The organism is Rhizobium sp. P43, from assembly GCF_056730705.1.
In genome coordinates, this window is record NZ_CM161539.1 from 3,591,532 (window position 1) to 3,617,758 (window position 26,227).

Below are 26,227 nucleotides of genomic sequence, written 5' to 3' on the forward strand. Positions count from 1 at the left end.
CGGCGAACAGCGACCTGGCTCACGATGCATTCTCCTTGCGGCCAAACAGGACAACGGTGCCGACGATCAGCAGGGTTACGATGACGAGGAACACCGCAAGCGCCGCTGCAAAGGGGATGTTCGACTGCATCAGGGCCTGGTCGCTGATTGCAACCGACAAGGTCCAATGCTGCGGACGCCCGAGAATCTGCGGCATGAGATAGGTGCCCAAAGTAAAGACGAGGATCATCAGGAAGGTCGTCACGATGGTGTTCCGCTGCATCGGCAATACAACGATGAAGAACGTCCGCAATGGAGAAGTCCCGAGCGTGCGCGCAGCCTCTTCGATATGCGGATCCACCCGCGACAGGATCGGGTAGAGAACCAGAACGGCATAGGGAATGGCGGTATAGACCACGCCAGCGATCAAGGCGCCGAGCCCTGGCGCATAAGAGGCCGGCCGGTCGAGAAGCCCGAGAAAGACGAACAGATTACTGATGCCCGCAGTGCGCGAAAGGATCGTCGTCCAGGCGAAGCCGATGATCGACTCCGACAGCGACAGGATGGAGAGCATGAAGATCAGCCACACGACCTGCGTTGACCGGGGCGAATTCACCAGCAGATACGAAAAGGGAAAGGCAATCACGATGGAGATTGCCGCAACCGCCAGCGCCAGTCCGAACGACGCAATCAAGAGCCCCACGAAGAACGGGCTGATCAGCCGGCGATATTTGTCGAGATTGAGGATCTCTTCATAGAGACCGCCACCGAGATTCTTGTAAAAGGAAATCAGGATCATCGAGCCAAAAGGCACGACGAAGAACATCACCAGCACGACCGCCGGCAAGATCAGCGGGACATATCCGGTCAGATTCTGAGGTCTGCTCGTGTCCATGACTTACCTCAACACGACACAGGCCGAGCCTGGAACATGAACGTGCACCGTGTCGCCCAGATCGAAAGGCAAGTGCTCTCGCGGCGACATCACGACGATCAGGTCCTTGGCGAGGCCCGGCACGGAGACATTCACTTCCAAGCTTGAGCCAAGGTGCCGGATGAAGGCAACCGTGCCGGCCACTGTGCTGTCACCGGCAGCGGACTGCAACGTCAGGTCCTCGGGACGAACGGAGAAATTCACTTTGCCGCCCGCGGCAACGCCGTCGATCAGCACCTGGCCACCCGGGACCACGACACGGCCACCGGCTTTCGCATCCCCCTCGATGAGGTTTGCCACCCCGATGAAGTCTGCCACGAAGGCATTGGCCGGAGAGCGATAGATTTCAACAGGCGGCGCGATCTGTTGGATAACCCCACCGGACATGACAACGACCAGGTCCGCAGTGGTCATGGCTTCCCGCTGGTCATGCGTGACGAGGAAGGTGGTGATGCCGAGCTCCTGCTGCAGCCGCTTCACCTCGACCTGCATGGCCTCGCGCAGCTTTGCGTCGAGAGCTGACATCGGCTCGTCGAGAAGGAACAGCTTCGGCTTCAGTGCGAGCGCCCTGGCGATCGCGATGCGCTGTCTCTGACCGCCGGACAGCTGCGTGATCGCCCGATCCGCGACACCCGGAAGGTGCACGAGATCGAGAAGGCGCTGAACCTCGCGATCCTGGACCTCCTTTGACGCCCCCCGGATGCGCAGGGGATAGGCGATGTTTTCCCCGACCGTCAGGTGCGGGAAAAGGGCAAGCGACTGGAACACCATGCCGAAGTCGCGCAGATGCGCTGGCACTTCGGTGATATCCTTTCCGTCCAGCAAGACCTTGCCGCTGGTGGTCGCTTCGAGGCCTGCGATGATGCGCAGCAAAGTCGACTTCCCGCAGCCGGAAGGACCGAGCAGACAGACGAACTGACCATTGGCCACGCTCAACGAGATGTTGCTCAGGGCGTTGACGGGGCCATAGGCCTTGTTGAGTTGGTGGATAGCCAGTCCGGACATTCGGGCACCTCAATAGAGTGCGAATGGGCGCATGGCACCCATTTCGCTAAACGTTCATCAAATGGGATCGACGGGGCTGCTCAGCCCTGCTGCATCTCTGCCCAAACCTGGTTGATGAAGTCGGTCTTCATCGCCTGCATTTCGTAGTGAGGTGTGATCGGCTCGATATCCGACGAAACCGCATTGAACTCTTCATCGGTCAGGTCGAGCAGCGAACGATCGACAACAGGCGCGCTGCCCAGCTTGCGAGCCAGCTTGGCCTGTATGGCGGGCTGCGACATGTAGTCGATATACACATGGGCAAGGTCAAGGGACGGAGCCGCAGACTTGGTGATGGCCCAAGAGCCATAATCGAGCAGGCCGCCTTCGCTTGGCATGGTCGAGCGAACCGGGAAACCATCCAGGATCGCAAGACCGGTCACGTCATGATAGTACTGCCCCATCGGGATTTCACCCGACTTCAGCGCCTGCTCGAATTGAGCCTCGTCGCGATACCACAGACGAACATTCGGCTTGAGCTCGGCCACCTTGGCGGCACAGGCACGAATGCCTTCGTCGGTGTCGAGGTAGTTCAAGCCTCCGAAATAGACCTTGGCAACGATTTCGAGGAGATAGGAGTTGCCGACATTGGCGAGCAGGCCGAGTGTATCCTTGTACTTTGGATCCCACATGTCCTTCCAGGACGTCGGCGCCTCGGGAAACACCTCGGTGTTGGAAACCAGCGTGATGTACCAGCTTGTCGCCGCGACGGCCATGACCTCGCCGGCGGGGTTGGAACGCACGAGGTTCTGCTTCACATTGGTCATGTTCGGCATTTTCTTTGGGTCGAGGGGGGCCCAGAGGCCGGAATTCATCCCGCGGATAACGCCGACCTGGGCCATCATCGAGATGTCGACCGGCGACTTGCCGGCCTTCTCTGCCTGCTGCAGCTGGATGAGCCATGCTTCTCCCGTCGGCTCGGCGACACTCTCCACAGCTATGCCGGTCGCAGCGGTGAACTCCGGGAATACTTCAGCGTCGAAGGTATCCTTGAAATAGCCACCATACACACCGATCCGCAGCTTCTTGTCCTGCGCCCGAACAATGTTTGGGAAACCGGTGACGAGCGGCGCAACGCCCAGAGCCGAGATACCAGCAAGCACCTGGCGGCGATTGATGCGCGAAAGTCCGGACTGAGTCTTTTCCATTGAATTCCCCTTTTTTTGGCAGCGTAACTCGCTTCCAGAGAGGTTTGCCGATCCAGGATCGCGATTACATCAGGATATGACCCTCACTCACTTCGGCAAATTCCGAACTATATCCAAGCCAGCCTGTGTCTATTCTGGGCAAAACAAATTGAGAGATTTGAAGCATGGATGACCAGACGCATATCAGGATGCTCCGCGAGAAGTATGAGAACGCTTCGGGCGGCGATATCTTTGATCCGCATTTCAAGAAGGTGGCAGAGGCCCAGTTTACCGGTGGCGACAAGCGGAAATGGCCGTTCGCGGGCGTGCCGACGCTGCTCGATGCCCCTTACAACCCGGATTTCATCAATCTTCCGGACTTTGGCGGTATCGATGTTGCCCTGATCGGCGTTCCCATGGACCTCGCCGTCACCAACCGCAACGGCAGCCGCTTCGGACCGCGGGCTCTGCGCAGCGTCGAGCGCGTAGGCCCCTATGACCATGTGCTCCGGGTTTCGCCGATGAGCGAAATGAAGGTTGCCGATATCGGTGATGTGCCGATGCGCAGCCGTTACGATCTCGCGCAATGCCATGCCGATATCGAAGCCTTCTACCGCACCTTGGTGACCGCCGGCGTAAAGCCACTGAGCGTCGGTGGCGACCATTCGATCACCTCATCGATCCTGAAGGCGGTCGGCGCCAGGGAACCGGTGGGCATGATCCACATCGACGCCCACTGCGACACCGCCGGTCCCTACGAAGGCACAAAATTCCAGCATGGTGGCCCGTTTCGCCTGGCAGTTCTGGACGGCGTCCTGAACCCGCGCCGAACCATCCAGATCGGCATACGGGGTGCCGCCGAATATCTCTGGGAGTTCTCCTACGAGAGTGGCATGACGGTCATCCATGCCGAGGAAGTGGGAGAAGCAAGCATCCCGCGCCTGATTGAAAAGGCCCGGCAGATCGTCGGTGACGGACCAACCTATGTGTCGTTCGACATCGACAGCGTTGATCCAGGCTTTGCACCCGGGACCGGAACGCCGGAAGTCGGCGGTCTGCAGCCACGCGAAGTGCTGCAGATCCTCCGTGGGCTTGACGGCCTCAACATTATCGGTGGCGATGTCGTCGAAGTCGCGCCGCAATACGATTCGACCTCGAACACGGCCCATATCGCAGCGCAGGTCCTCCACACGATCCTGTGCCTGATGGCCAAGGCGCCGAAGTAAGGACGCAGGCGATCGGCAACGACCGCAGAACGTCCTTCGAAAAGACCCCAGGCCGCCGAACATCGGCGGCCTCGATCTCGTTGGGACTATACCGCCAGAAGGAAATGTATGATGGCCAAGACTGCCCTGCTGCTCATCGATTTTCAGAATGACTATTTCGAGAACGGTGCCTTCCCGCTGGTGGGCACGGAAGCTGCGGCCCAGAATGCCAAAGTGGCGCTCGACACGTTCCGCGGTCGGGCCGATCTGATCGTTCACGTTCGTCACCACGCACTGGAAAGCGACGCGCCCTTCTTTGTCCCGGGCAGCCATGGCGCCGAGATCCATGAACAGGTGGCGCCGGCAGGCGACGAGATCGTTGTCACGAAGTCCCAGATCAACGTCTTCCTGGATACCGATATCGACACGATCCTGCGCACCCACGGCGTCACTTCGGTGGTGGTTGTCGGCGCCATGAGCCACATGTGCGTCGATGCAGCTGTCCGCGCGGCATCGGACAAGGGCTATCGGGTAACGGTGCTGCATGACGCCGTCGCAACGCGTGACCTAGAGTTCGGTGATCAGCTCGTGCCCGCCAGTCAGGTTCACGCCGCCTTCATGTCTGCCCTCGCCTTCGCCTATGCCGAGCTGATCTCGGTCGACGAATACCTCATGCGGCAGTCATAGCGGACTGCATCCCGGAATGTGGGACGCCATGCCTTGGCGTCCCCGATCAACCTAGCGGATGCGCAGACCGCTGGATGCGTCGAACAGAAGAGCCCTGCTCGGGTCAATGCCAATCGTCACGCTGTCTCCCGCCTTCAAGTTCTTGGCTTCTCGGATTTCGATGGTCAAAGGCTCGTCGCGGCCATGTTGAACATAGGCGAATGACGAGGCACCGAGATTCTCCAGCACATCGAGGCGGACGGTCAGCCCTTCTGCCGAATTCAGCTTGAAGTGTTCCGGCCGAACGCCAAGCATCAACTTGTCTCCAAGCCCCGGAACGGCGCCTTTCAGGGACAGCGGAATGGTTGCAGTGGGAAAGTCATCCAGGCGGATCACGATCTCTGACGCGCTGCTTGAGACCAGTGTCACGGGCAGAAAATTCATCTTCGGTGAACCGATGAAACCCGCAACGAAGAGATTGTCGGGATCCTCATAGAGCTCCATTGGCGCACCGACCTGTTCAATGCGGCCGGCGCGCAGCACGACGATGCGATCCGCCAGCGTCATCGCCTCGACCTGGTCATGCGTCACATAGATCATGGTAGTGCCCAGCGACTGATGCAGCCTGGCAATTTCAAGCCGCATCTGGACCCTGAGTTCCGCGTCGAGATTGGACAAGGGCTCATCGAACAGGAAGACATCCGGCTCGCGCACGATCGCCCGCCCGATCGCCACGCGCTGCCGCTGACCACCGGAGAGCTGCCGAGGCCTACGTTGCAAAAGAGGTTCGAGCTGCAGCGTGCGCGCGGCAGCCAGTACCCGCTCCCGTACCTCTTGCTTCGAGAACCCGTTGATCTTCAGGCCGAAGCCCATGTTCTCCTCGACCGACATATGCGGATAAAGCGCATAGGACTGGAAGACCATGGCAACGCCGCGATCGGCAGGCGCCACCTTTGTCATCTTCTGATCGCCGATGGAGAGGGCGCCGGAGGATATGTCTTCGAGACCCGCGATCATTCTTAAGAGTGTCGACTTACCGCATCCCGAGGGACCGACGAACACGACGAACTCGCCATCGCGGATAGTCAGATCAACGCCATGCACGACATCGACCGCGCCATAGGATTTGCGGACCTGCTTCAGTTCCAGACCAGCCATGCTCTTCTCCTCCCTCGTCTCGTGATCGACCGGGCGCAGATTGCGCCCGGTCGGTTTGGCATCAGCGCAGGTTTTCGGGGATCCACTCACCGTGAGCCTTCAAGAGGTCGTCGGTGAGCGCCCAGATCTGATCGAGATCGAGCTCGGCAGAAGTGTGAGGGTCAAGCATTGCGGCATGATAGATGTGCTCGCGCTTGCCGGTCACGATCGCCTCGACGGTCAGGGCCTGAACATTGATGTTCGTCTGCATGAGTGCGGCGAGGTGCGGTGGGATCGCGCCGATCCGTGTCGGCTGGATGCCATTGCGATCAACGACACAGGGTACTTCGACGCAGCAGCCTTCCGGCAGGTTCGAGATGATCTGGTCGTTCGGCACGTTGCCATAAACAACGGCGGGTTTGCCGGTGACCATGGCGCGGATGATATGGGAACCATATTCCACGCTCCGCTCGATCGGGATCGTCTTGCTCGGATCCTGCAGATCCTTCGACATGGTCTTCCAGTCGGCGATCTGCTTTTCACAGCGGCGCGGATATTCGTCGAGCGGAATGTTGAAGCGCTCAATCAGGTCCTCACGACCCGACTTGATGTACCACGGCACATATTCTGCGAAATGTTCCGAACTCTCGGTGACGAAATAGCCGAGGCGCTTGAACATGTCGTAGCGAACCCGGTTGCCGTCAGGCACGCGGCCCTCTTCCATGACCTTGCGGATCAGCGGATAGAGATCCTCACCATTGCGCTCGAACTTGAGGTAGAACGCCATGTGGTTAATGCCGGCGACGAGGTAGTCGATTTCCTCGTAGGGCACCCCAATATCCTCTGCGAGTTCCTTGGCGGTATAGGGAACAGAGTGGCAGAGGCCGACGGTCTTGATCTTCGACAGGCGGCTGAGACCCCAGCAGTTCATCGCCATCGGGTTGGCATAGTTGATGTGTAGCGTATCCGGGCAGAGACGCTCCATGTCCTTGGACATTTCGGCAAGCACGGGAACCGTGCGCAGCGCCCGCATGATGCCACCGATCCCGAGCGTATCGGCAATCGTCTGGCGCAGGCCGTATTTCTTCGGGGTTTCGAAATCGACGACGGTGCCAGGCTTGTAGCCGGCAACCTGGATCATGTTGATGCAGAAGTCAGCGCCGTCCATGGCTTTGGATCGGTCCGTGGTCGCGGTGATGCGCGCCGGGACATTCAGCTGCTGCTTGATCTTGTTGCCGACGGCGAGCGACTCGTTCAGCCGCTCTTCGTTGATGTCGTAGAGCACGATATCGACATCCTGCAGATCCTCGAACGAGAGGATGTCGCCCATCAGGTGTTTTGCGAACACGGTGCTACCAGCACCGATGAAAGTGATCTTGGGGGGACGCATGGGGTTCTCCGGGGCGTAACCGGCGTCTTGGGCCACCGGTCTTGAAATAAGGTTGGTTAGGCCCGCGCCCACATCATGGGCGCGGCGCAAGGTCGTAGGGAGGGAAAGGCTCAGAAGAGGTTGTTCACCTCGTCATTTGCGGTCTTCAGGATCTCGGCCGGATCACCCTGGTCGAGCATGACCTTCGAAACGGCAGTCGCGAAGATCGTGGAAATCTCCCCGCCAAAATCCGAGATCGGGAAGGGGAAGGTCGTCTCGGGCGTCGCCAGCAGGGTGAAGGCCGACACATCCAGCCCCTTGGCCTTGTGCGCTTCCTCAGCCAGCTTGGTGGCCTCTGGCCGCGCCGGGAAGACGACACCCGCCTCGCCGACAATCGCCTGGCATTCGGCCGAGCCGAGATACTGCACCCATTTCCAGGCCTCATCCTGATGCCTGGAACCGCTCCAGATTGAGTCCGCCAGACCGTTGAACATCGAACGGCGACCCTCTGGTCCCTGGGCGAGCGGCGCAAAGCCGAATTCGAACGGCGTGTTGTCGCGGTACGAATTGATCATCCAGGAACCATCCGGAACCAGGGCGGCCTTACCGGCCGAGAAGAGACCGACGGCCTGAAGGTTGCCCGCCTGCTCCTGCGAAACGCTGAAGCCATGCTTCAACGAGAGATCGCGTAGCCAGGTCAGCGTCTCCGCCAGCTTCGGATCGTCATAGAGATACTTCGTGCCCCAGGGCTGATCGATGAACTTCACACCATAGGATGCAGCGAAGTGGCTCCACTGCGTCTGGCCATATCCATCGGCCGGATTGGTTGCCAGACCGTAGACCTCGATGTTTTTCGGATCGAAGCCTTCCTCGTTGCCACGCTTGCCGTTCTTGTCGATCGTCAGCTTGGCGAGGATCTGCTGGAATGTACCGCCATCCTTCGGGTTCCAGGTCATGTTGCGGAGGTCATCCTCCGTCACGCCTGCGTCGGCGAGCATCTTCTTGTTGTAGACATAGGCGATCGTATCCCAGTCCTTCGGCAGACCGAACTGCTGGCCATCCTTGTTCCAGGCCTCGGCGAGACCCGGCAGATAGGCCTTCATGTCGACCTTGTCGGCGGCAATCTTCTCGGTGAGGTCGACCATGACGCCATTGGCCAGGAATTCCGGGAACCGGCTCAGATGGTTGACGAAGACATCGGGCGCGGTGCCCGAGACGAAGCCCGTGGTCAGCGTCTGCCAGTAATTGTCCCAGCCATCCTGCTTGATGGAGATCTTGATCCCCGGATTGGCGGCTTCGAACTTGTCGGCGCATTTGCGATAGACCGGCGCCTGGTTGCCGTCCCACATCCAGTAGCTCAGCTCAACGTCAGCCGCCTGGGCAGAGGTTGCCAAGGCCCCCGCCAGCATGGTGGTCGACAACATGGTCGCGATTGCAGTTTTCATCATCACTCCTCCTGATTTCCCGATGATTGATTGCGGGTTACTTCATCCCTGTCGTCTGCAGGGATTCCACGATGCGCCGTCCGAAGAAGGCGAGTACGAACAGAACCGGTATGATCGAAAGGCTGACCGCAGCCATCAGCCCGGTCCAGTCGGGTGTGCCCTGCCCGGTCTGGCTGAGGAAGTCGGACAGCGCGACAGCCATGACGCGCACGCTTTCATCGCGACCGGTCAGGAACGGCCAGAAAAACTCGTTCCAGGCATTGATGGTCAGCAGGATGGCGAGCGTTGCGATAGGCCCCTTTTGCAGCGGCAGCGCGATCTTCCAGAAGATCTGGAATGCGGAGCATCCATCAAGCTTCGCAGCCTCTTCGAGTTCCTTAGGCGACGAGATGAAGAACTGCCGCAAGAAGAAGATGGCGAACGGAGACATCAGGATCGACGGCGCAACCATGCCCTGGAAGGTGTTGATCCAGCCGAGCTCCTTCACGAGAATGAAGTTCGGGATGAACAGAACCATGGCCGGGATCATGGTCGCCGCGACAAAGGCATAGAAAAGCACCGAGCTGCCGGGAAACTTCATCCGGGCAAAGGCGTAACCGGCCAGGGCCGAGAAGAAGAGCTGTCCGCCGACGACCAGCACCGTGTAGATGACGCTGTTGCGCAGGGCGACGAGGAAGTTGATCGGCGAGGCATTGACCGATGTCAGAACCACATCGGTCGGCAGGTCCATCACGCGGCTGAAATTTCCTAGGATCGCGTCCGGCGGCAGAAGTGCCGTGGATGTCTGGAAGATTTCCTGCGGATGGGTCAGCGCAGTTTTCAGCGCCATCCAGAGCGGCAGCAGCGAAATGAAGGCAAACACGCCAAGGACCGCGTAGCCGAGGATCGCCCAGGGGGAAAGTCTGTTCATGACCGCCTCCTCACGCCAGGTCTGACTGCCCGCCACGCAAGACCCGCATCTGCAGGAGCGTGACGAGAATGAGGATCGTGAACAGGACCATCGACGCGGCGGAGGCAAAGCCCATCCGATTGAACCGGAATGCCTGTTCGTAGATGTACCAGAGGACGACGCGGGTCGATTCCGCGGGGCCACCGCCCTTGGTCGCGACCGCGACAACGTCGAAGATCTGGAAGGAGCCAATCACCGAGGTGACGAGGATGAAGGCGAGAACCGGCCGCAGCAGCGGCAGCGTGATGTGCCGGAACATCGTGAACTCGGAAGCGCCTTCCAGACGCGCTGCCTCGTAGAGATCCTTCGGGATCGCCTGCAGACCAGCATAGAAGAGCAGTGCCGTCAGCCCCACATGCCGCCAGATCGATATGCCAGCGACAGAGATGAGTGCCTGGTCCGGGGAACTCAGGAAACCCTGACGGGCCACGCCGATAAACTCCAGCCAGTGGTTTGTCAGGCCAAGCAGCGGATCAAGCATCATCAGCCAGATCAGGGCCGCAACGACATTGGAGAGAAGATAGGGTGCGATGATGATCGCCCGCACGGTGACGCCACGCGCAAGTCGATCCGCCAGCACGGCAATCAGGAGACCGAGCGCTGTCTGTACCGGGATGTTGTAGACCACATAGAGCAGGGTCAGACGCAGCGAATCCCAGAATTTCGGATCTGAAAAGAGACGGACATAATTGTCTAGACCTATGAAGCGGGGCGCGCGCAGCATGTTCCAGTCGGTGAGACTGATCTCCATCGCCCTGACGGTGGGGAGAAGATAGAAGAGAACAAAGCCGATCAGCGCCGGCAGGATGAAGAGATAGCCGACAGCCCATTCGGGCAGCCGCCGCTTGCGCCGACCTTCGCGATCTCGACGCGGTTTTCCAGATTCCGAAACGGCGACCATCAGTCCTCCCTCCATAATCAGCCCTCCAGCTGACACGTGTTATCCTCACTTAACGAGATTACTAACACGTGTTAGTATGAGTACGAGACGTTTGGATGATTGTCAATCGCCAACAGGGGTGCATAACGATCCGCGACAGGCGCTTTCGCGCGTGAATCGATCAGGGAGGCAAAACATTCATGGTGGCCAAGGTAACCAGTTGGGACGTTGCGCGCATGGCAGGCGTCTCGCGCACGACGGTCTCGATGGTTCTCAACAAGTCGGAAACGGTCAGCCTTTCGGACGAGACCCGCCGTCGCGTACTGCAGGCCGCCAGCGATCTCGGCTACAAGCCGAACTCCGCCGCCCGCATGCTCGTGCGCGGCGATACGGAAACCATCGGGCTCATCATCTCGGACCCCGCCATCCTGCCGATTGACGCCTTCATCCCCCAGCTCATGCACGGGATCAGCCAATGCAATCGCGAACACGGCTATCATGTCCTCCTCGAGGGGATCACGGCCGGGAACAGTGCAAACCCTTACGAAAGCATGGTGGAATCCCGCCGGATAGACGGCATGATCGTGCTCAATCCCCGCAGTGACGATCCCAATCTGCGCGATCTGATCGACCGAGGATATCCGGTGGTGCTCGTCGGCTCCGTCCGGCATCCGGACGAACTGTCCGTGAACTTCACCACAAGCGAAGGCATATCCGCAGCGGTCGAGAACCTTGTCGGGCTAGGCCACCGGAAGATCGGAACCGTGCCCTTCTCCAGAGCGGGTCTGATCGGAACGGACGTGCGACTGGCCGTATTGCGACGAGAACTCGCCAATCACGGGATCGAGCTGCCGGACAGCCACGTCGAGCACGCAAATTTCAGCGCCGAAAGCGGTCATCACGCCACACGCCGCCTGCTGGAGCGTCATCCGGACATCACGGCGATCATGGCCGGCAACGATACCATCGCCATCGGCTGCATCAGCGCGGCCCATGCTCTCGGTAGATCGGTGCCCGAGCACCTGTCGCTCGTCGGTTTCGACAACCTCCCATTCTCGCCCTGGCTGACGCCCGCATTGACGACGATCAATGTCGACGCAGCCCTGCAGGGCAAGATTGCGGCAGAGCTTCTGATCAAGCGCCTGCGCGGCGAGCCCATCACGGAACGCCAGATCAAGCTGCCGACAAGCCTCGTGCTGCGGGATTCGACCGGTCCTTCGACGATGACGCGTTAAGCATCGGCAAATGCAGTGATCCAGAAGCGGAGCGCCGGGAGCCCCCTTCGGGTCGCATTGGCAGCCCAACAGGCCGCAGTTGCACCACAGGAGCACCTTCAGAGTCGCGGACAGATTCGGCCCTGGTCCGTAGCATCGGGTAAGATCTCGTTACGCAGATTGCTGCTGATAACAGCGCAGTAGTTCCCGGACACCGCGATCTTCGGGATGTTTCATCGTTTCAGGTCACGAGCGGCGTCGGCCGCGATTCGCAGTGAGGCCAAAAAGCAAAAGCTCCTCGCGGGTTACGCTGAGGAGCTTTTGAGGAAACGACTTGATTTGGAGGATTTGCAAGTTTCTTTGGTTGCGGGGGCCTGATTGCACAGAGACTTGCATAAAAGCCGTTCCAACAGTGCCCAACCGGATTCTTGCGCGACATCTAAATTATGGGACAACGAAGGCTATCATGCTACGAATTCCAATCGACAATCCGGGAAACTTTTTACAAGAAGCTTCATTTGAGTAACTTCGTTCAAAAGGCAAGCGGTCGTTGAGAGCGCATCTGCAATTGCCGCAGTGGGTGCTGAGATCGACACAGCGCGCCAAATCGCCGGTGCCGGTGTTCCGCTGACGGGATCGAGAATGTGGCCCTGCCGTCCGGCACCATCGAATGTTGTACCAAGAGGAGAAGATGTGGCGAGAGCGCGTTGTCGTAAGCCGACAAACTCACCGCCTTCTAGACGAACCGGCCAGTCGCCACCAATAGGCCTGCCGCCAAGGGCGCGCAATTCGCCAGTGTCGATCAGAATGTCCGATAGCCCTTCGGCTTCCAGCAACGAAGCCACACGGTCGGCGACGTAGCCTTGGCCAATACCGTTTAAGGTTAGTGCCATTCCCGGTCGAAGACTGATCCTTGCTGAATCCATTTCGACCTTCTCCCAGCCGACAAACCCTTTCGCGGCAGCGATCGCTCCCGCGTCCGGTTGCGTGCCCCGAGCCGCTGCTTCGGCCCAGACTACCCAAAGCGGCTGCACAGTCGGATCAAACCTTCTGCCGCTGGCACGGTTCACGGCGCTGGCAAGCGACAGGCATTCAAGAAGTTCGAAGGGCGGATTGTCGAGATGGCCCAGCCTGTTCAGCCGAGCTAGCGCACTATTTGCACGATAAAGGCTGAGAATGTCCTCCAGCCGATCGATTTCGGCCATGACGCGAGCGGCAATCGCTTCCCCGTCTGGATGGTCGATCCGGAGCGATGCGCGGGCGCCAAGCGCTTGTCCGGTCCACAGTTTCGAATTGTGCTGTCTTGCACGTGCGGCGGTCGGCAAAAGCGCAAGCGCGGCGGAAATCGCAATTAGTCGGCGACGTGTTGTCAGCATAGCTCAGCCTCCAGCATTGTTGGGCAGGGCACGCAAGCGGTTCTGGAATTCGGCATCACCGTCCCCCGAGTTCGAATTGGGTTCGATGTCGACCGGGGTCAGCACCATGTCGTCGGTAATCTCGTCAAAGGAGAGTACTTTGCCGCCTTCGGCACGGGCAAACAGCAAGGCCTTCTCGCGGCTCGAAAACGGCACGGCCTCCGGCGCTCCCATGCCGCCTTGCCGGACCGAACCGATCACATAGACGGCCTTCTCGACGGCGATCCAGTTGCCGTCACCTGGATTATCCCAGGTCGCGCCTGTGGCTCCCATATCGTTGACGTAGACGGCAACGATTGGCGCCATCTGCTCTGGCCCCCGCATATAGGCGATGGCATCACGCACCTGGCTGAAGAATAAGGGGGCAGGCATGCCCTCAAGAAACACCTGGCCCTTTGGGCCGGGATGCTCCAGCAGATTCATCTGGCAGTAATGACCTAGAGTCTCGACGGTCATATCCTGCGGTGTCGTATCCTGAGCAGTTTTTTCCTGACAGGCCACCAGCAGCGAGAGCGAGCTAAGGATAATGATGGAACGTAGCAAAGATCGCATGCGCAAACTCATGGCGTCACCTTTCTGAAAGCGGCAAGCGCCAGTGTGATAGCCAGCAGTGGCCAGACAAATAGTGAAGCTGCGGATTGCCAGAGTGGGATAGCCCCTGCAGCGCCGCCTATACCGCCTGCAACCGCGACCGCCTGCCCAGCCGACAGGTTGAAGACGCGAAAGGCATCCGCCGGATTGGCAAGCAGAGCAACTGGCAAAGCCCGCGTGGTAAAGACGCCACCGCCATCGGTGACAATCAGAGCCAAAAGCGCGAGATCATAAAGCACAACGGCGACCAGCCAGAGTGCGACCGCAAGACCCGCTGCCCCAGAGGGGCGCTGTGCTAGGGCAGACAGCGCATACCCCGCGCCAAGGAAGGTCGCGCCCAGCAAAACCGAAGACCAGATCAGTCGGACCATGGAGCCGATGCCCTGAATCGCACCCGGATCGGACCAGACCGCCATCACCAGCGCTGCGCCATAGCCGAGCGTTACCGCGAGCGCGAGGATCGCCAGGTGCGCCAAAAGTTTGCCAAGCAGGATCTGAAGGCGCGAGACCGGATAGGTGAGCAGCAGTGGCAAAGTACCGCGCTCCACCTCGCCAGCCACCGCATCGAAGCTCATTAGCAGCGCCAGAAGCGGAACAAGGTAGACGGCAAGCGAAGTCAGCGAGGCGACCGTCACCGAGAGCCGGTCAACGTCGACATCACCCGTGGGCGCTGACCCCGCAGCCGCCAGTACGAGCGCGAAAAGCACCATCATGCCGGTCGCGATCAGCACCCAACGATTGCGAAACGCGATGCGGAACTCGCTTGCCGCGGTGGCGAGGATACAGCTCATTGCCCGTCCCTCCGGCTGAAATGGCTATAAATGTCCTCAAGGCTGGGTGGGATCACATCAAGGTCCGCAACTTCCGGGCCGAGCGCGGTGATGCTGGCGAGAAGCGGCAGCTTGTCCGCCTGCGGGCAGGAGAAGCGCAGCATGCCGTCTGAGCCGATGGTGGCTTCCGGAAATACCGCAGCGAGCGAAATGGCACGCCCTTCCGCCGGACGAACGAGGAGCGTGATCGGCAGGGCAGCCTGTGCACGCAAATCGGCAAGCGTACCTTCCGCCACCAATTGCCCTCCCGACAGGATGAGAATGCTGTCGGTGCGCGCCTCGACCTCGGTCAAGACATGCGAGGAGAGCAGGATCGCCGTGCCATCGGCCGAGAGGCCATCGAGCAGGTCGTAGAAATCCCGCCGCGAGACCGGATCAAGGCCCGAGGTCGGCTCATCGAGCACCAGAAGACGCGGGCGGCCGATCAGGGACTGGGCGAGTCCCACGCGCTGGCGCATGCCCTTGGAATAGGTGCCGATCCGCCGGCGCGCCGCATGGGCGAGGCCGACTCGGGCCAGAAGCTGCGGCGCGATACGCGGATTTTCGCCGCGCAGCGAAAGATAGTGGCTAATCTGCTCCTCGCCCGTGAGCGCCGGATGGAATGCGACATTTTCCGGCAGATAGGCAACCTGCATGCGGGCTGCGGCCGACCCCGGCGCTTCGCCACAAACAGAGACCTCGCCGCTGTCGAACGGGATCAGCCCGAGGATGATCTTCATCATCGTCGACTTGCCGGCTCCGTTGTGGCCGAGCAACGCGGCGCGTTTTCCCGGCTGAAGAGCCAGCGAGACCTGCTTCAGTGCCTCGACAGACTGGAAGCACTTAGTGAGCCGAGAGATTGTCAGGGTCGGTGTCATCATAATGTCCTGTCGCCCAGCGGCCGGCGGCCTCGGCTTCGTAAACGAGAATTTCGGGGGGCACGGTGATTATCAGCGGGCGCATCAACGGGGCGCTGTCGCGCACGCCGCCCGGCAGCGTGGCAGGGAAATCTCGCTGGCTCCAGCGCACAAGTTGCACAGCGGGCGAGCCGATCAAAAGGCTGGCGGCGGGCTGCGACCAGAGGATCTGGTCCATCACGTCGTTCGGTCGGAAAAACCCGTCGGCGATGCCGTCGCCATTGAGGTCGAAGGCCGGATGGTCGGACCAGAAATTGCCCCGCCCCTCATGGCTCCATTCCATGTTGCGGGTGCCGACATATTTCACCTGCTCGCGATTGGCGATGAAGGCGTTGCCGGTCAGCGCGTTCTTTTCGGAACCAGCGGTGAAGTGAATGCCGATACCGCAGCCCTCAAATCGGTTATCCCAGATCAGGTTCTTGTGGGCATTGTAGATGAACAGGCACTTCTTCGTGCCGCCACGCACCAGATTGCCGGTGACATCGGCATTGTTGGCATAGTTCAGCATCAGCCCATGGTCACGGTCGCCGAGGCTGATATTGCTCAGTATCTTTGCCTGGTTTGAGAACATGATGGCAAAGCCGAGATGGTTGCCAATCGAAATATTGCCGGAAACCTCGGTGTTGCGAGTGTACATGAAATGTACGGCAAAACGCAGGTCGCGCATAACATTGCCGCGATAGATGCTGTTGGAACTGGCATTTGAGAAGATGCCGTCGCGGCCAAAGCGTATGAAATTGTTCTCGAGGAGTGTGCCGGGGCTGTTCCAGACATAGATGCCATTGCCCCTCTCGTTCATGCGCGGACTGTCGGTGCCGATGATCTCGTTGCCGGTCACCACCGTGTCGCGGCCGCCATGCACGTCGATGCCATGCATGTTGCCGGTGACGAGCAGTTTTTCGACACGGGCGCGGTCCGCGCCTTTTTCGATCTTCACGCCGGCGTCGAGGTCCTGGTTGACCCGTCCCGAACCCGTCACCGTGAACCCGGCCAAGCGGACATCGGGCGCAGTTATCTCAATCACGCTACCTGAACCTTGGCCATCAACAACCGCGCCGCGCGGGCCTACGATGGCAAGGGACCGATCGATCACGACGGGGCCAAGGTAGGTCCCGTCGGTCAGTGTCAAAACATCACCTGGTGCTGCCTCGGCGATGGCTGTCGCTAGACTGCCCGCGCCCGGCGCGACCGAGCGCTCCCCGGCCGCAAGCGGCGAGACGAGAACAAGACCGAGCAGGAGAACGAGCAGCCTCATGGCTCAAGCGCCCTTTGGCTCGACGAACATGCGTCCGCGCATTTCCATATGCAGAGCATGGCAGAACCACTGGCAATAGTACCAGTAGACGCCGGCATTGGCCGCAACGAACGTGACCGAACTCGTCTGCTGAGGGCCGATCTCGATCGCCACGCCATGATTGCCCATGGTGAACCCATGTGTCAGATCGTCAATGTCGTCGAGATTGGTAACGATGACAGTCACCTCGTCCCCCTCCTTGACCGTGAAGCTCTCCTGGCTGAAAGCTGGCGCGACCGAGGTCATGTAGACGCGCACCTTATTGCCATCACGGATAACGGCATCGGTCCACTCGTCGATGTTGACGCCATCAGCTTCGGCCTGCTTGCGGGTTTCGGCCCACATCAGGTCGTTGCGGTCCCATGTCGAGCGGATGTTGGGCAGGATCGACGGTGCGACCGCGATCGCGTCGTGCGGCTCGGCGAATGTCGGGCCATCATGCACGAGCTTCATCTTGTCGCCGGAAATGTCGATCAACTGATCGTTCTCGGGCTTCAACGGCCCGACGTTCAGGAAACGGTCCTTGGAGAACTTGCACAGGCAAACCATCCAGTCATTTGAAGCGTCGAGCGTTTCACCCATGACCGTCTTCAAGTGACCCGGCTGGTACTGGACGTCGATTTTGTCCTTGATCGGATTGATCTTCTCGCCGGCATAGGCCTTGATGGCGTCCTCGATGTTCCACTTGGCCACCTGGCTGTCGAGGAATAGTGAAGTGTAGGCATTACCGCGACCATCGAAGGCGGTGTGCAAGGGCCCAAGGCCCAGTTCCGGTTCGGCGACGACGGCGCTACGCGGCTCGGCGTTGTCATAGAACAGCGCGTCGAACTTGATCACGTCAAGCACAGTGACGGTGGGCGAAAGCTTGCCGCCGATGCACAGGTGCTTCTTGTCCGGTGCCATGTTGCAGCCATGTGGATTGTTGGCGATCGGGATGTATCGCGTGAAGAGCGACTTGGCTTCCTTGCGGCCGTCGACAACTTTAACGCCGTTGACTTCCTCATACTGACCAGCGGCGATCGCCTTTTCGATTTCGGCCAGGTTAAAGACAACAACATGGTCCATCTCGGACTTGGTCATCTCCTCCAGGTTCATGCCCATTTCGGAATTGTAGCTGGTCGAGAAGGCCCATTTGCCTTCGTAGTCGGCATCGCAATTGTCGAGATTGCCCGACACCTTGACCTGCCAGGCGACATCCCACTTTTCGGCATCGACTGCGGTAAAGATGTTCACATAGGTCGAAACATCCGTCATGGTCGAGCCGTCGTTGTTGAGCGGCGCTTCGTCTTCGCCGTTGCAGAAGACGTAGTTTGTCTTCGGCCACTTCTGCGGGCGCATGCCGTGGATACCCTTGGCATTCGGGATTTCCAGAATGGCGTCGGTCTTCATCACGTCGCAGCGAACGCGGGCAACGCGCGTATTGGCCTTGTCGTTCATGAACAGGAAGCGACCGTCATACTTGCCTTCAGTGAAGGACATGTGGACGTGATGCAGATCGCCATTGTCATGGATCTTCTTGCCGTTGGCGGCGAGCTGCTTCTTTGTCTTCTCGGACATGGTCCGCTGATGGATGCGGATCGATTCATTGGTCTGCCCCCAGCCAGTGGCCGAGCAGCGGTTGAACACCGGGACACGCATCAGTTCGCGCATTGAAGGGATGCCGAGAATGCGCATTTCGCCCGTTTGCCCTGAGGACCAGAAGCCGTAATAGTCGTCGAGCTTGCCAGGCGAGACGGAGCCATCGCCTTCGGCAGCAGCGAGCGCCGGTGTTGACAGAACAGCGGCGCTTAAGCCCAGTGCGCCTGCTCCCATGCTTCCCGCCAGAACGGCAGTGCCGGCCGTCGCGCTGAACAGCTCTCGCCGGCTCAGGCCTTTGGTTTCTTTCGTTTCCATCGTCGATGTCCTTCTTCAGTTAGATCTGGCTTCGGTTAGACTTTGCTGCGGATTGGCTGATCGGCGCACCGCCCGGACTTGCCGCAAGCTTTGCCCGTGACTTCATTTTTTTAATCACGACGGGGCAGACGGTTTCTGACTGGTAGAGCACCTGACAGTGGAGGCAGTTGATGCACTCGTTCGGATTGATTTCGCCGGTCTTGTGAATGGCCTGTACCGGACACTGGTTGGAGCAGGTCTGACAGGGGTTGCCGCATTCGTGGTAGCGCTTCAACCAGTCGAACATGCGCATGCGCGCCGGGATCGCGAGTGCGGCACCAAGCGGGCAGAGATAGCGGCAGTAGAAGCGCTCGACGAACAGGCCGGCGACCAGAAGCGCTACCGCATAGGCGACGAATGGCCAGGCCCGGATGAACTTGAGGATGATCGCCGTCTTGAAGGGCTCGATCTCGGCCAGGTGCTCGGCCTGCTCGACGCTCATCAGAGAGACCCCGAACAGGCCGAGGAAAATCATGTATTTCAGCGGCCACAGCCGCTCATGCAGTCCCCAGGGCAGCGTCCATTGGGGGATGTGCAATTTTCGGGCGATCTGGTTCGTCAGCTCCTGCAGAGCGCCAAACGGGCAAAGCCACCCGCAATACGCACCGCGGCCCCAGAACAGCAGCGCAGCCGCCACCGAGAACCAGAGGATAAAGGTCAACGGATCGAGCAGGAAAGCCTGCCAGGAAAAGCCGGTGACCAGGCTGCCAAACAGGGCCATCAGGTTGACCACCGAGAGCTGTGCATTGGCATACCAGCCGAGGAAAACCAATGTCACCATGAGGAAGGCGATACGGAAGATGGAAAAGGCTCTCGCATTCCTCACGGCATAGGTCTGGAAGAAGAACACTGCCGTCAGCACGAACAGCATGGCGCCGAGAACGGTGATCTCCAGCGTTTTGTCGCGCCAGATGCGCTTCCACAGGTCCGCTTGGGCAGAGCCCTCGTCACGATCCGCGACGCTAGCGACCTCGACCGCCGGCTGGGCGACGGCCTTCAGGTATTTCTGCGGCAGTTGGTAGCCGAGGTCGAAGGTATGGAAAACCTTTTCGATCGGTCCGACCTCGCGATGCGCCAGAAGCTGGATGCGGAAAGGCTTGGTCGGATCGAAGCCGACATTGGCGGGAATCCGAAAGACGTCCATCTCAGTGAATTCGGGCGTACCGGAAAGCGCAATCCCTCCCAGTCGACGGTGATCACGATCGCGAAAGCGAACCGATACGTCGTCCTGGATCAGAACGATGCGGTCGAAAATTCCGCCGCGCACATAACCCGATCCTTTGAAGGAGTAGAGCCCTCTGCCGGCGATGGCGATGGCGTTTTCGCCCTCCTTCAGCCAAGTCCCCAGATTGGCCTGCTCGGCTTGCCCGAGCAGGGCCTTGCCGATCGATGGCACTGAGACCAGCGCCACATGCATGTCGATAAATGCGGTTTCCGGCGGCTCAGTCAGGGCCCGCTCGCGCGCCCGCGCATCTGCATGCTCGGCGAAGGCTGCATTGACCTGCGCCACATCGAGGGACAATCGGCGGATGGTGCCGTCACCCTCGGCCTCGATCCAGTCGGACGGTGAGGCGGCATCAAGATCAACGGTGAGGCGCGGGCCGGACTGTTCGCTTTCCGGTGCCAGACCTCCAAGCCCAAGCGCGCGCGCCACCTTCAAGCCAGACCGGACGATGGAATCGTCGATCACCATCACGGTGACGGTGGCGCCGGAGATGATGTCCACATCATGTGCGGTACCGCCGGATTTCGCCTCCGCGACGAGGTCCAGTCCAGTATATGCGGAAACCAGTGCCTTGACCTTGGCCTCGGGAATACCGATCAGAACGATGGGTTCGGAATGCTTGACCAGTTGCACGCCGATGATCTTGGCGTCGAGACCAACTGCTACCAGCGTGTGGATCGGCTTGCCAGAATAGCCAGTCGTACCGACGAAATCAGAGGTGGCAAACACCCAGCCTACAGTCTCGCCGCCCTTCAACACGGGCGCGGCTGCCAGGTCCGCGCGGATGGGACCGAAACCGTCTGCGTCCGGCACGAGATCAGAGACCTTGGCCGCAGGCAGATACTGTTGCAGCACCGATGCCGCGCTGGCTGAGTAAGCCAGGCATAGGGAGGCGCAGAGCAGCATGACCAGACGGAAGAGTTTCATTCCAGATTTCCCGCAAATCGTTGCAGGAGCATTGGCGTCTTCCGGGCGCAGGATCGTTGCGCTAGATCAAGCATCCAGGCAATTCGCGAATGATTGCATGCGACTGACAAACGTCGGTCAAGTGCGCAACGAGACAGCGGCAGACTGCTACTGCCGGACCGCCGCTCAACCTCTCGACTTCCCCGGCGAACAGTGACATTGCACGCTTTGGCGACGACCAGAGCCGGGTCCCATACAGCGTTTAGACAGTCAGTGGTGGTGGCACATGAAGAATGAGAGCAGCGTGAACCAAGAGCAGTTAGACCGCCCTGCCGTCGGCATCATTCTGCGCATTCTCTCAGGTGCGCTGTTTGCGGCCATGGCTGTATTTGTCAAAGCGGTGTCTGCCGATGTCCCGGTAGGACAGATCGTGTTCTTTCGGTCAGCGTTTGCGCTCATTCCGCTCGTCGTTTTCCTCTGGATGAGAGGGGAGTTTCCTGGCGGGCTAGCGACAAGGCGGCCGCTCGATCACCTGCTGCGATCGGCACTCGGCGCAGCGGCCATGTTTGCATCCTTCGCCTCGATTGCCCGCCTGCCACTCGCGGAGGCAACCTTGCTTGGGTACCTCTCTCCGATTTTCACAGCGATTGCGGGCGTAGTCATCCTTTCAGAACGGGCCACGGCCTGGCGGGCAGCAGGGGTGATACTGGGAACTCTTGGCGTGGTGGCACTCGTATGGCCCGAACTTGGTCAATCAACGGCGCACGAAACCCGCCTGATCGGTTTCGGCTTTGGTCTCCTAATGGGTCTGCTCACCGCATTCGCCTTGATCATGGTTCGCAGCCTAAGTCGGACAGAAAGTCCAGGCGCCATCGCATTCTATTTTGTCGTGGCCTCCATGATCGGCGGCATCGCGACGCTGCCATTCGGCTGGGCGGCGCCGAGCCTATCTCAATTTCTCTACCTGGTAGGTGCCGGAATTTTCGGGGGCTTTGCACATATCTGCATGACGCTGGCCTTTCGCTATACTGAAGCCTCGCGTCTTGCCCCTTTCGAGTATCTGGCAATCCTGTGGCCGATTCTGGCCGATCTCATCCTGTTTGGTGAGCCACTGACACATCCCTTTCTCCTTGCCCTGCCACTGGTTCTGGCAGGTGCCGTCGTTGCGGCGCTCGAGGCAAGTCGGCGCGCCTCGAGCCTCAAGGACTAAGCCGAATTGGAGCCACTGACCCTTCGCGCACCCGCGCCAGCGGGACGATGACCGAGCCGGTCCTGCAGGAGGTTAGCACCTCCGCTTCGACACCGTAGACTGAACGAAGCACTTGGGGCGTTACCACGTCATCAAATCGGCCTGAGCCAGCCAGTCCGCCATTGCGCAGCAACATGATGCCATCGGCGTGACGGGCAGCCAGGTTGAGATCATGAATTGCAATCATCACCAGAGCACCCGTGCGCTCGACATAGGCTCTGAGTATTTCGAAGACCCGCAATTGATGCGCCAGATCAAGCGCACTCGTCGCTTCGTCTAGCAACAGCAATCTCGGCGCACGCAGCAGTCGTTGCGCCAGTAGCACCAGTTGCTGCTGTCCACCCGAAAGCGCGTGGATAGGACGCGATGCCAGATCCTCGATACCAAAGGAGCCGAGAATACCATAAGCCGCCTCCAGCACATCGGCGCTCACTCTCCATCCGAGCTGCTCATGCCGCCCGAGCAACACAACCTCAAGCACCGAAAGGCTGGCGCGGATCTGGCTGTGTTGCGGCATGTAACCAAGATTTTGAGCATCGACACCACGGCCGTTGAAAGTAATCTCGCCGCGATGAGACAATAGTCCCGCGACCGCACCGAGCAGGCTGGATTTGCCACAGCCATTGGGTCCAACAAGACCGATGATCTGACCGGGAGCAAACTGGGCTTCAACATCGCTCAAGACGATGCGGCTTCCGAACTGGACACCGACCCGATCAAAGATAAGACCTTCACTCACTTGACACCTCCCTCAGCGCCGCGAGACAGGATCACGGCAAACAGCATAGGAATGCCTGCGATCGCAGTGACGATACCGACCGGGATGACCGCGGCCGGTGAAATGAATTTTCCAAACACGGATGCACCCACGAGGATCACTGCACCGATAACTGCAGACAATGGCAGGGCAAAACGATGATCTTCACCGGCGATGAGTCGGCAGACATGCGGCGCAATCAGACCGACGAATCCGATGGTGCCAACAAAGGAAACAGCCGCTGCAGTGAGCAACGCCACGAGAAGAAAGGTTTCCCGCCTCACTTTTTCGACAGATAGGCCAAGACTGCGAGCATTGCCGTCGCCAAGTTTCAGCACGGTCAGTGCCCAGCAGTTGCGGGCGACAAACGGCAGGCAGAACAGCAGGATTGCACCACTGACCGACACGCTCGTCCATGTCGCCTTCAGCAGGCTGCCAAAAAGCCAGAAGACGATCTGCTGCAGCACCTCCGGCGAGGCGAGAAACTGCAACAGCGACTGGATCGATTGAAAGAAAAAGGAAACGGCAATCCCGCCCAGCACAAGGATTTCAGGCGATGCGCCGCGCAAGGTAGCAATGAGGTAAACCAAGCCGCAGGCCACAAGCGTCATGGCAAAGGCTGAGATTGGAACGACGAAATAGTCCGGAATGGCGAGAGCCCCGCCGAACATGATGGCAAGTGCGGCACCAAACCCTGCTGCGGCCGAAAAGCCGAGCGTGAACGGGCTAGCCAACGGATTGTCGAGGATTGTCTGCATCTGAAGGCCGGCAAGCCCCAGACATGCTCCAACCACGAGCCCCATCACCGTCTGCGGCATTCTCAACTGCCATAGAATAGTTGCTGTCATCCTATCCTCACCGGCTGGCCCTGCAATAAGGCCCTTCAGCACATCGTTGAGAGGCATCCCGGATGGACCCGTCGTCAAATCTAGCAGCATCAGAGCGATCAAAGCCAAGACGGACAGGGCCAGGCCCAACTGACGATGCCGGGAGGCGCGGCGATAGTCGCCGCGCACGAAGTCAACCTTGCTGAGAGCAGTGGTCATTGGCCGACAGCCTGATACGGCAAGACGAAGGTGCCATCAGCTTCGATAGGCAGCCAGGCTTTGTAGTAGTCCTTGAGGTTCTGCTCCGGATTGACATCCTTGAAGGCGTCGGGGTGCAACTGCTTAGCGATGTATTGCGCAAAGACATAGTCGGACAAGGTGCGCGCGCCACCATGATAGATGGCATGAACGTCACCATTTTTCACCGCAGGAAGCTCTGCCCAGCCGGGGCGTCCCAGATAGGCTTTCATCCGTTCGCGGGCGAGTTCGTTGGACGCGCCAAAACCGACTGACACCGACTGTGGCTTGTTCAACCACTCCGAACCGGCCAGAAAGATGAGATCCGGCTTCTGCGCGAGAACATATTCGGGGCTCAGCGGACCCCAATTCCCGACCTGACCCTTAGCGATGTTGTCGCCACCAAGCTTGTCGACCAGCGCTCCCCACATTGTATCACCATAGGAGTTTCCAACCTCCGAAGGCCCCTTTTGAGCGAGTTCCACATAGACCTTCTTGTTTGACGGGCCCGCAGCCTCGACGCGGGCTGCGATATCCGCCATGGCATCCTGGTAATTATCCGCCAGCTCCTGCGCCCTGTCCTGTGTGCCCATCAGCGTGCCGAGCGCCAGCGTCGACGCAACATGCTTCTCCACGGACTGGGCATTGTAGTCGAGGGTCACAACCGGGATCCCGGCGTCGTCGAACTGTTTGACGCTTTCGCCGAGCGCGTCGTAGGACCAAGCAGCGAGGATGACGAGATCGGGCCGCGCCGCGATCACCTTTTCAATCGAGAAGGTATTGTCTTCCGTGTTTCCAACATCGGGAATGGAGGCGAGTTTCGGAAGTGCCTTTTCATAGGCAGCAAATTGGCTCGGCCTCCAATCCTTCCAGGTCGACAGCGACAAGGCCACCACCTTGTCGATTGCGTTCGGACCGACGATGGCCAGATAGTCTTCATAATAGAAGCCAAGGACGACTCGATCGGGTGTCTTGGGAACCGTGACGCTCCGCCCCTTCACGTCGGTTACGGTGATATCGGCCATGGCCTGCCCCGCAAGAGCGATCAGGGCGCATGTGCAAAGCAACAGGTTTTTCATAAGACTTTCCTTTTGGTTATAACGGGTCGACCTTATTGACCCGCAGGGGGATGGAAAAACGGGGTGACGACGTCCCGCTCAGGCAGATGCGGCGCCGTCTGCAATCGCTTGGAGTGCCGGAGTATTCAGCAGGGTGACGATTTCGGGCTCATCGAAATCGATCAGCCCAGCGCGTTTGAACCGGGTAAAGCAGCGGCTTACCGTCTCAAGTGACAAGCCCAACCAATCAGCCAGATCACCTCGCCCGAGATAGAGGTTGAAGACACGGCTCTCGAAATGCGCGCGCTGCGGTCGTGAAAAACGTTCTGAAAGATCGAGGATCGCGCTCGCCACTCGTTCAGGCGCTGTCTTCCGCCCCAGGAGCACGGTGTGCGCTTCGATCCGCTTCATGGCCTCGCAAATCGCGCTGTAGGTTTTATCGACATGGTCGCCATTTTGTCGCTCGATGTGACAATAACTCAGCGTTTCAGCGGTCATCCGGTTCTTGTCGCCGAGAACAATGCCAACCAACGCGCCGGGTCCGACGATGTCGACGATCTGGCGACGTCCGTCTGCAAGGGTCTGGGAAAGCGCGATACAACCTTCAGACAGTCGAAACTGGGGAACTGTCGGATGACCCTGTTTGAACAAGACAGTGCCAGGGGGTACAAAGTCACGTCCCTTGAAGAACCTGGCTTTTGATGAACAGGGGGCGGGAATGCTGGAATGCGAACTTAGTGAAGTGCTGACAGGGACAACGTGCAACATGACGGTACCGGGAGTTGGCCGATCACGATGCAACGACATCCATCGGCGCCAAAACGAGATCGGTCCGGACGGTTGACGTCAATTTCGGACCGGATTCAGACGGAATCCGGTACCGGGGGCGCCCGCGGCGCAGTGCTCGCGGAAAAAAGACGGCGATAGCATCTGTCGCCTAGCGAAGGGGCCGCCACGTCGACAGCAATAACCATGCGGCGACCGACGACATCGACCGGAGTCGGGAGCAGGGCTGATGATGCAATCAAGCAGGCTTCACAGGTAGTCGCCGCGCCGTAGTG

At 59.5% G+C, this 26,227-nt stretch carries 23 protein-coding genes; 4 read left to right on the forward strand and 19 right to left on the reverse strand.

Annotated elements, in window-relative coordinates; genetic code table 11:
• Positions 1-19: 19 nt before the first annotated feature.
• From AC1PUL_RS17980 to AC1PUL_RS17990, 3 genes are all read right to left on the reverse strand, one after another.
• A complete protein-coding gene (locus AC1PUL_RS17980; protein ID WP_480465445.1) occupies positions 20-874 on the reverse strand; it encodes an ABC transporter permease in 855 nt (284 codons plus the stop codon).
• Positions 875-877: 3 nt separating this feature from the next.
• Entirely contained in the window at positions 878-1,918 is a 1,041-nt protein-coding gene (locus AC1PUL_RS17985) for an ABC transporter ATP-binding protein (RefSeq protein ID WP_480465446.1), read from the reverse strand.
• A gap of 80 nt (positions 1,919-1,998) precedes the next feature.
• Positions 1,999-3,105 (reverse strand): ABC transporter substrate-binding protein, encoded by a 1,107-nt coding sequence (locus AC1PUL_RS17990; RefSeq protein WP_480465447.1) that lies wholly within the window; start codon positions 3,103-3,105, stop codon positions 1,999-2,001.
• A 164-nt stretch (positions 3,106-3,269) separates the two neighbouring features.
• Between AC1PUL_RS17990 and speB the strand changes: the two genes are divergently transcribed.
• Positions 3,270-4,310 (forward strand): agmatinase, encoded by a 1,041-nt coding sequence (speB, locus tag AC1PUL_RS17995; RefSeq protein WP_480465448.1) that lies wholly within the window; start codon positions 3,270-3,272, stop codon positions 4,308-4,310.
• Between the two features lie 111 nt (positions 4,311-4,421).
• Positions 4,422-4,976: a cysteine hydrolase family protein gene (locus AC1PUL_RS18000; protein ID WP_480465449.1), complete on the forward strand. Its 555-nt coding sequence runs from the start codon at positions 4,422-4,424 to the stop codon at positions 4,974-4,976.
• Between the two features lie 51 nt (positions 4,977-5,027).
• On the opposite strand, the gene AC1PUL_RS18005 is transcribed toward AC1PUL_RS18000, so the two are convergent.
• The 5 genes from AC1PUL_RS18005 to AC1PUL_RS18025 all read right to left on the reverse strand — a co-directional run bounded on the left by AC1PUL_RS18005 (position 5,028) and on the right by AC1PUL_RS18025 (position 10,771).
• The gene (locus tag AC1PUL_RS18005; protein WP_480465450.1) at positions 5,028-6,113 is read right to left on the reverse strand and encodes an ABC transporter ATP-binding protein; all 1,086 of its coding nucleotides are present in this window, start codon (positions 6,111-6,113) and stop codon (positions 5,028-5,030) included.
• 61 nt (positions 6,114-6,174) lie between these two features.
• Positions 6,175-7,482 carry an alpha-galactosidase gene (melA, locus tag AC1PUL_RS18010; protein WP_480465451.1) on the reverse strand — a complete coding sequence of 436 codons (1,308 nt, stop codon included), beginning with the start codon at positions 7,480-7,482 and terminating at the stop codon, positions 6,175-6,177.
• A gap of 110 nt (positions 7,483-7,592) precedes the next feature.
• Entirely contained in the window at positions 7,593-8,906 is a 1,314-nt protein-coding gene (locus AC1PUL_RS18015) for an ABC transporter substrate-binding protein (protein ID WP_480465452.1), read from the reverse strand.
• A 37-nt stretch (positions 8,907-8,943) separates the two neighbouring features.
• On the reverse strand, positions 8,944-9,816 hold the full coding sequence (locus AC1PUL_RS18020) for a carbohydrate ABC transporter permease (RefSeq protein ID WP_480465453.1): 873 nt from the start codon (positions 9,814-9,816) through the stop codon (positions 8,944-8,946).
• Positions 9,817-9,826: 10 nt separating this feature from the next.
• Entirely contained in the window at positions 9,827-10,771 is a 945-nt protein-coding gene (locus tag AC1PUL_RS18025) for a carbohydrate ABC transporter permease (RefSeq protein WP_480465454.1), read from the reverse strand.
• Between the two features lie 164 nt (positions 10,772-10,935).
• Between AC1PUL_RS18025 and AC1PUL_RS18030 the strand changes: the two genes are divergently transcribed.
• The gene (locus AC1PUL_RS18030; RefSeq protein ID WP_480465455.1) at positions 10,936-11,970 is read left to right on the forward strand and encodes a LacI family DNA-binding transcriptional regulator; all 1,035 of its coding nucleotides are present in this window, start codon (positions 10,936-10,938) and stop codon (positions 11,968-11,970) included.
• A gap of 443 nt (positions 11,971-12,413) precedes the next feature.
• Here the strand turns inward: AC1PUL_RS18030 and AC1PUL_RS18035 are convergent, their stop codons facing one another.
• The 7 genes from AC1PUL_RS18035 to AC1PUL_RS18065 are packed head-to-tail and all read right to left on the reverse strand — an operon-like array spanning position 12,414 to position 21,059.
• On the reverse strand, positions 12,414-13,325 hold the full coding sequence (locus AC1PUL_RS18035) for an FAD:protein FMN transferase (protein ID WP_054149284.1): 912 nt from the start codon (positions 13,323-13,325) through the stop codon (positions 12,414-12,416).
• 3 nt (positions 13,326-13,328) lie between these two features.
• Positions 13,329-13,928, reverse strand: coding sequence for a nitrous oxide reductase accessory protein NosL (locus AC1PUL_RS18040; RefSeq protein WP_480465456.1), 600 nt, complete (start codon positions 13,926-13,928; stop codon positions 13,329-13,331).
• Positions 13,925-14,746: an ABC transporter permease gene (locus AC1PUL_RS18045; protein WP_054149282.1), complete on the reverse strand. Its 822-nt coding sequence runs from the start codon at positions 14,744-14,746 to the stop codon at positions 13,925-13,927. Before AC1PUL_RS18045 ends, AC1PUL_RS18040 begins: the two co-directional genes overlap by 4 nt.
• On the reverse strand, positions 14,743-15,642 hold the full coding sequence (locus tag AC1PUL_RS18050; protein ID WP_409748217.1) for an ABC transporter ATP-binding protein: 900 nt from the start codon (positions 15,640-15,642) through the stop codon (positions 14,743-14,745). The genes AC1PUL_RS18045 and AC1PUL_RS18050 overlap by 4 nt, the downstream gene beginning before the upstream one ends.
• Positions 15,608-16,936 (reverse strand): nitrous oxide reductase family maturation protein NosD, encoded by a 1,329-nt coding sequence (locus AC1PUL_RS18055; protein ID WP_054149280.1) that lies wholly within the window; start codon positions 16,934-16,936, stop codon positions 15,608-15,610. The genes AC1PUL_RS18050 and AC1PUL_RS18055 overlap by 35 nt, the downstream gene beginning before the upstream one ends.
• A gap of 3 nt (positions 16,937-16,939) precedes the next feature.
• Positions 16,940-18,868: a TAT-dependent nitrous-oxide reductase gene (gene nosZ / locus AC1PUL_RS18060; RefSeq protein ID WP_480465457.1), complete on the reverse strand. Its 1,929-nt coding sequence runs from the start codon at positions 18,866-18,868 to the stop codon at positions 16,940-16,942.
• Positions 18,869-18,887: 19 nt separating this feature from the next.
• Positions 18,888-21,059, reverse strand: a complete 2,172-nt coding sequence (locus AC1PUL_RS18065) for a 4Fe-4S binding protein (protein WP_480465458.1) — start codon at positions 21,057-21,059, stop codon at positions 18,888-18,890.
• 265 nt (positions 21,060-21,324) lie between these two features.
• Here AC1PUL_RS18065 and AC1PUL_RS18070 point away from each other — a divergent pair, with 265 nt between their 5' ends.
• Positions 21,325-22,248, forward strand: coding sequence for a DMT family transporter (locus tag AC1PUL_RS18070; RefSeq protein WP_054149277.1), 924 nt, complete (start codon positions 21,325-21,327; stop codon positions 22,246-22,248).
• Here AC1PUL_RS18070 and AC1PUL_RS18075 read toward each other — a convergent pair.
• The 4 genes from AC1PUL_RS18075 to AC1PUL_RS18090 form a co-directional block, all read right to left on the reverse strand.
• Entirely contained in the window at positions 22,238-23,026 is a 789-nt protein-coding gene (locus AC1PUL_RS18075) for an ABC transporter ATP-binding protein (RefSeq protein ID WP_054149276.1), read from the reverse strand. The genes AC1PUL_RS18070 and AC1PUL_RS18075 overlap by 11 nt on opposite strands.
• Positions 23,023-24,090, reverse strand: coding sequence for a FecCD family ABC transporter permease (locus tag AC1PUL_RS18080; RefSeq protein ID WP_480465459.1), 1,068 nt, complete (start codon positions 24,088-24,090; stop codon positions 23,023-23,025). The genes AC1PUL_RS18075 and AC1PUL_RS18080 overlap by 4 nt, the downstream gene beginning before the upstream one ends.
• The gene (locus tag AC1PUL_RS18085) at positions 24,087-25,187 is read right to left on the reverse strand and encodes an ABC transporter substrate-binding protein (protein ID WP_480465460.1); all 1,101 of its coding nucleotides are present in this window, start codon (positions 25,185-25,187) and stop codon (positions 24,087-24,089) included. Before AC1PUL_RS18085 ends, AC1PUL_RS18080 begins: the two co-directional genes overlap by 4 nt.
• 78 nt (positions 25,188-25,265) lie before the next feature.
• The gene (locus tag AC1PUL_RS18090) at positions 25,266-25,973 is read right to left on the reverse strand and encodes a Crp/Fnr family transcriptional regulator (RefSeq protein WP_480465461.1); all 708 of its coding nucleotides are present in this window, start codon (positions 25,971-25,973) and stop codon (positions 25,266-25,268) included.
• Positions 25,974-26,227 lie beyond the last annotated feature (254 nt).

Bases quoted from the DNA above. Each gene is read 5' to 3' on its own strand.
- speB (WP_480465448.1), top strand. From the start codon at position 3,270: ATGGATGACCAGACGCATATCAGGATGCTCCGCGAGAAGTATGAGAAC.
- AC1PUL_RS18040 (WP_480465456.1), bottom strand. From the start codon at position 13,928: ATGAGTTTGCGCATGCGATCTTTGCTACGTTCCATCATTATCCTTAGC.
- AC1PUL_RS18045 (WP_054149282.1), bottom strand. From the start codon at position 14,746: ATGAGCTGTATCCTCGCCACCGCGGCAAGCGAGTTCCGCATCGCGTTT.
- AC1PUL_RS17990 (WP_480465447.1), bottom strand. From the start codon at position 3,105: ATGGAAAAGACTCAGTCCGGACTTTCGCGCATCAATCGCCGCCAGGTG.
- AC1PUL_RS18020 (WP_480465453.1), bottom strand. From the start codon at position 9,816: ATGAACAGACTTTCCCCCTGGGCGATCCTCGGCTACGCGGTCCTTGGC.
- AC1PUL_RS18015 (WP_480465452.1), bottom strand. From the start codon at position 8,906: ATGAAAACTGCAATCGCGACCATGTTGTCGACCACCATGCTGGCGGGG.
- AC1PUL_RS18005 (WP_480465450.1), bottom strand. From the start codon at position 6,113: ATGGCTGGTCTGGAACTGAAGCAGGTCCGCAAATCCTATGGCGCGGTC.
- AC1PUL_RS17980 (WP_480465445.1), bottom strand. From the start codon at position 874: ATGGACACGAGCAGACCTCAGAATCTGACCGGATATGTCCCGCTGATC.
- AC1PUL_RS18085 (WP_480465460.1), bottom strand. From the start codon at position 25,187: ATGAAAAACCTGTTGCTTTGCACATGCGCCCTGATCGCTCTTGCGGGG.
- AC1PUL_RS18000 (WP_480465449.1), top strand. From the start codon at position 4,422: ATGGCCAAGACTGCCCTGCTGCTCATCGATTTTCAGAATGACTATTTC.
- AC1PUL_RS18025 (WP_480465454.1), bottom strand. From the start codon at position 10,771: ATGGAGGGAGGACTGATGGTCGCCGTTTCGGAATCTGGAAAACCGCGT.
- AC1PUL_RS18080 (WP_480465459.1), bottom strand. From the start codon at position 24,090: ATGACCACTGCTCTCAGCAAGGTTGACTTCGTGCGCGGCGACTATCGC.
- melA (WP_480465451.1), bottom strand. From the start codon at position 7,482: ATGCGTCCCCCCAAGATCACTTTCATCGGTGCTGGTAGCACCGTGTTC.
- AC1PUL_RS18030 (WP_480465455.1), top strand. From the start codon at position 10,936: ATGGTGGCCAAGGTAACCAGTTGGGACGTTGCGCGCATGGCAGGCGTC.
- nosZ (WP_480465457.1), bottom strand. From the start codon at position 18,868: ATGGAAACGAAAGAAACCAAAGGCCTGAGCCGGCGAGAGCTGTTCAGC.
- AC1PUL_RS18055 (WP_054149280.1), bottom strand. From the start codon at position 16,936: ATGAGGCTGCTCGTTCTCCTGCTCGGTCTTGTTCTCGTCTCGCCGCTT.
- AC1PUL_RS18050 (WP_409748217.1), bottom strand. From the start codon at position 15,642: ATGACACCGACCCTGACAATCTCTCGGCTCACTAAGTGCTTCCAGTCT.
- AC1PUL_RS17985 (WP_480465446.1), bottom strand. From the start codon at position 1,918: ATGTCCGGACTGGCTATCCACCAACTCAACAAGGCCTATGGCCCCGTC.
- AC1PUL_RS18090 (WP_480465461.1), bottom strand. From the start codon at position 25,973: ATGTCGTTGCATCGTGATCGGCCAACTCCCGGTACCGTCATGTTGCAC.
- AC1PUL_RS18065 (WP_480465458.1), bottom strand. From the start codon at position 21,059: ATGAAACTCTTCCGTCTGGTCATGCTGCTCTGCGCCTCCCTATGCCTG.
- AC1PUL_RS18035 (WP_054149284.1), bottom strand. From the start codon at position 13,325: ATGCTGACAACACGTCGCCGACTAATTGCGATTTCCGCCGCGCTTGCG.
- AC1PUL_RS18070 (WP_054149277.1), top strand. From the start codon at position 21,325: ATGAAGAATGAGAGCAGCGTGAACCAAGAGCAGTTAGACCGCCCTGCC.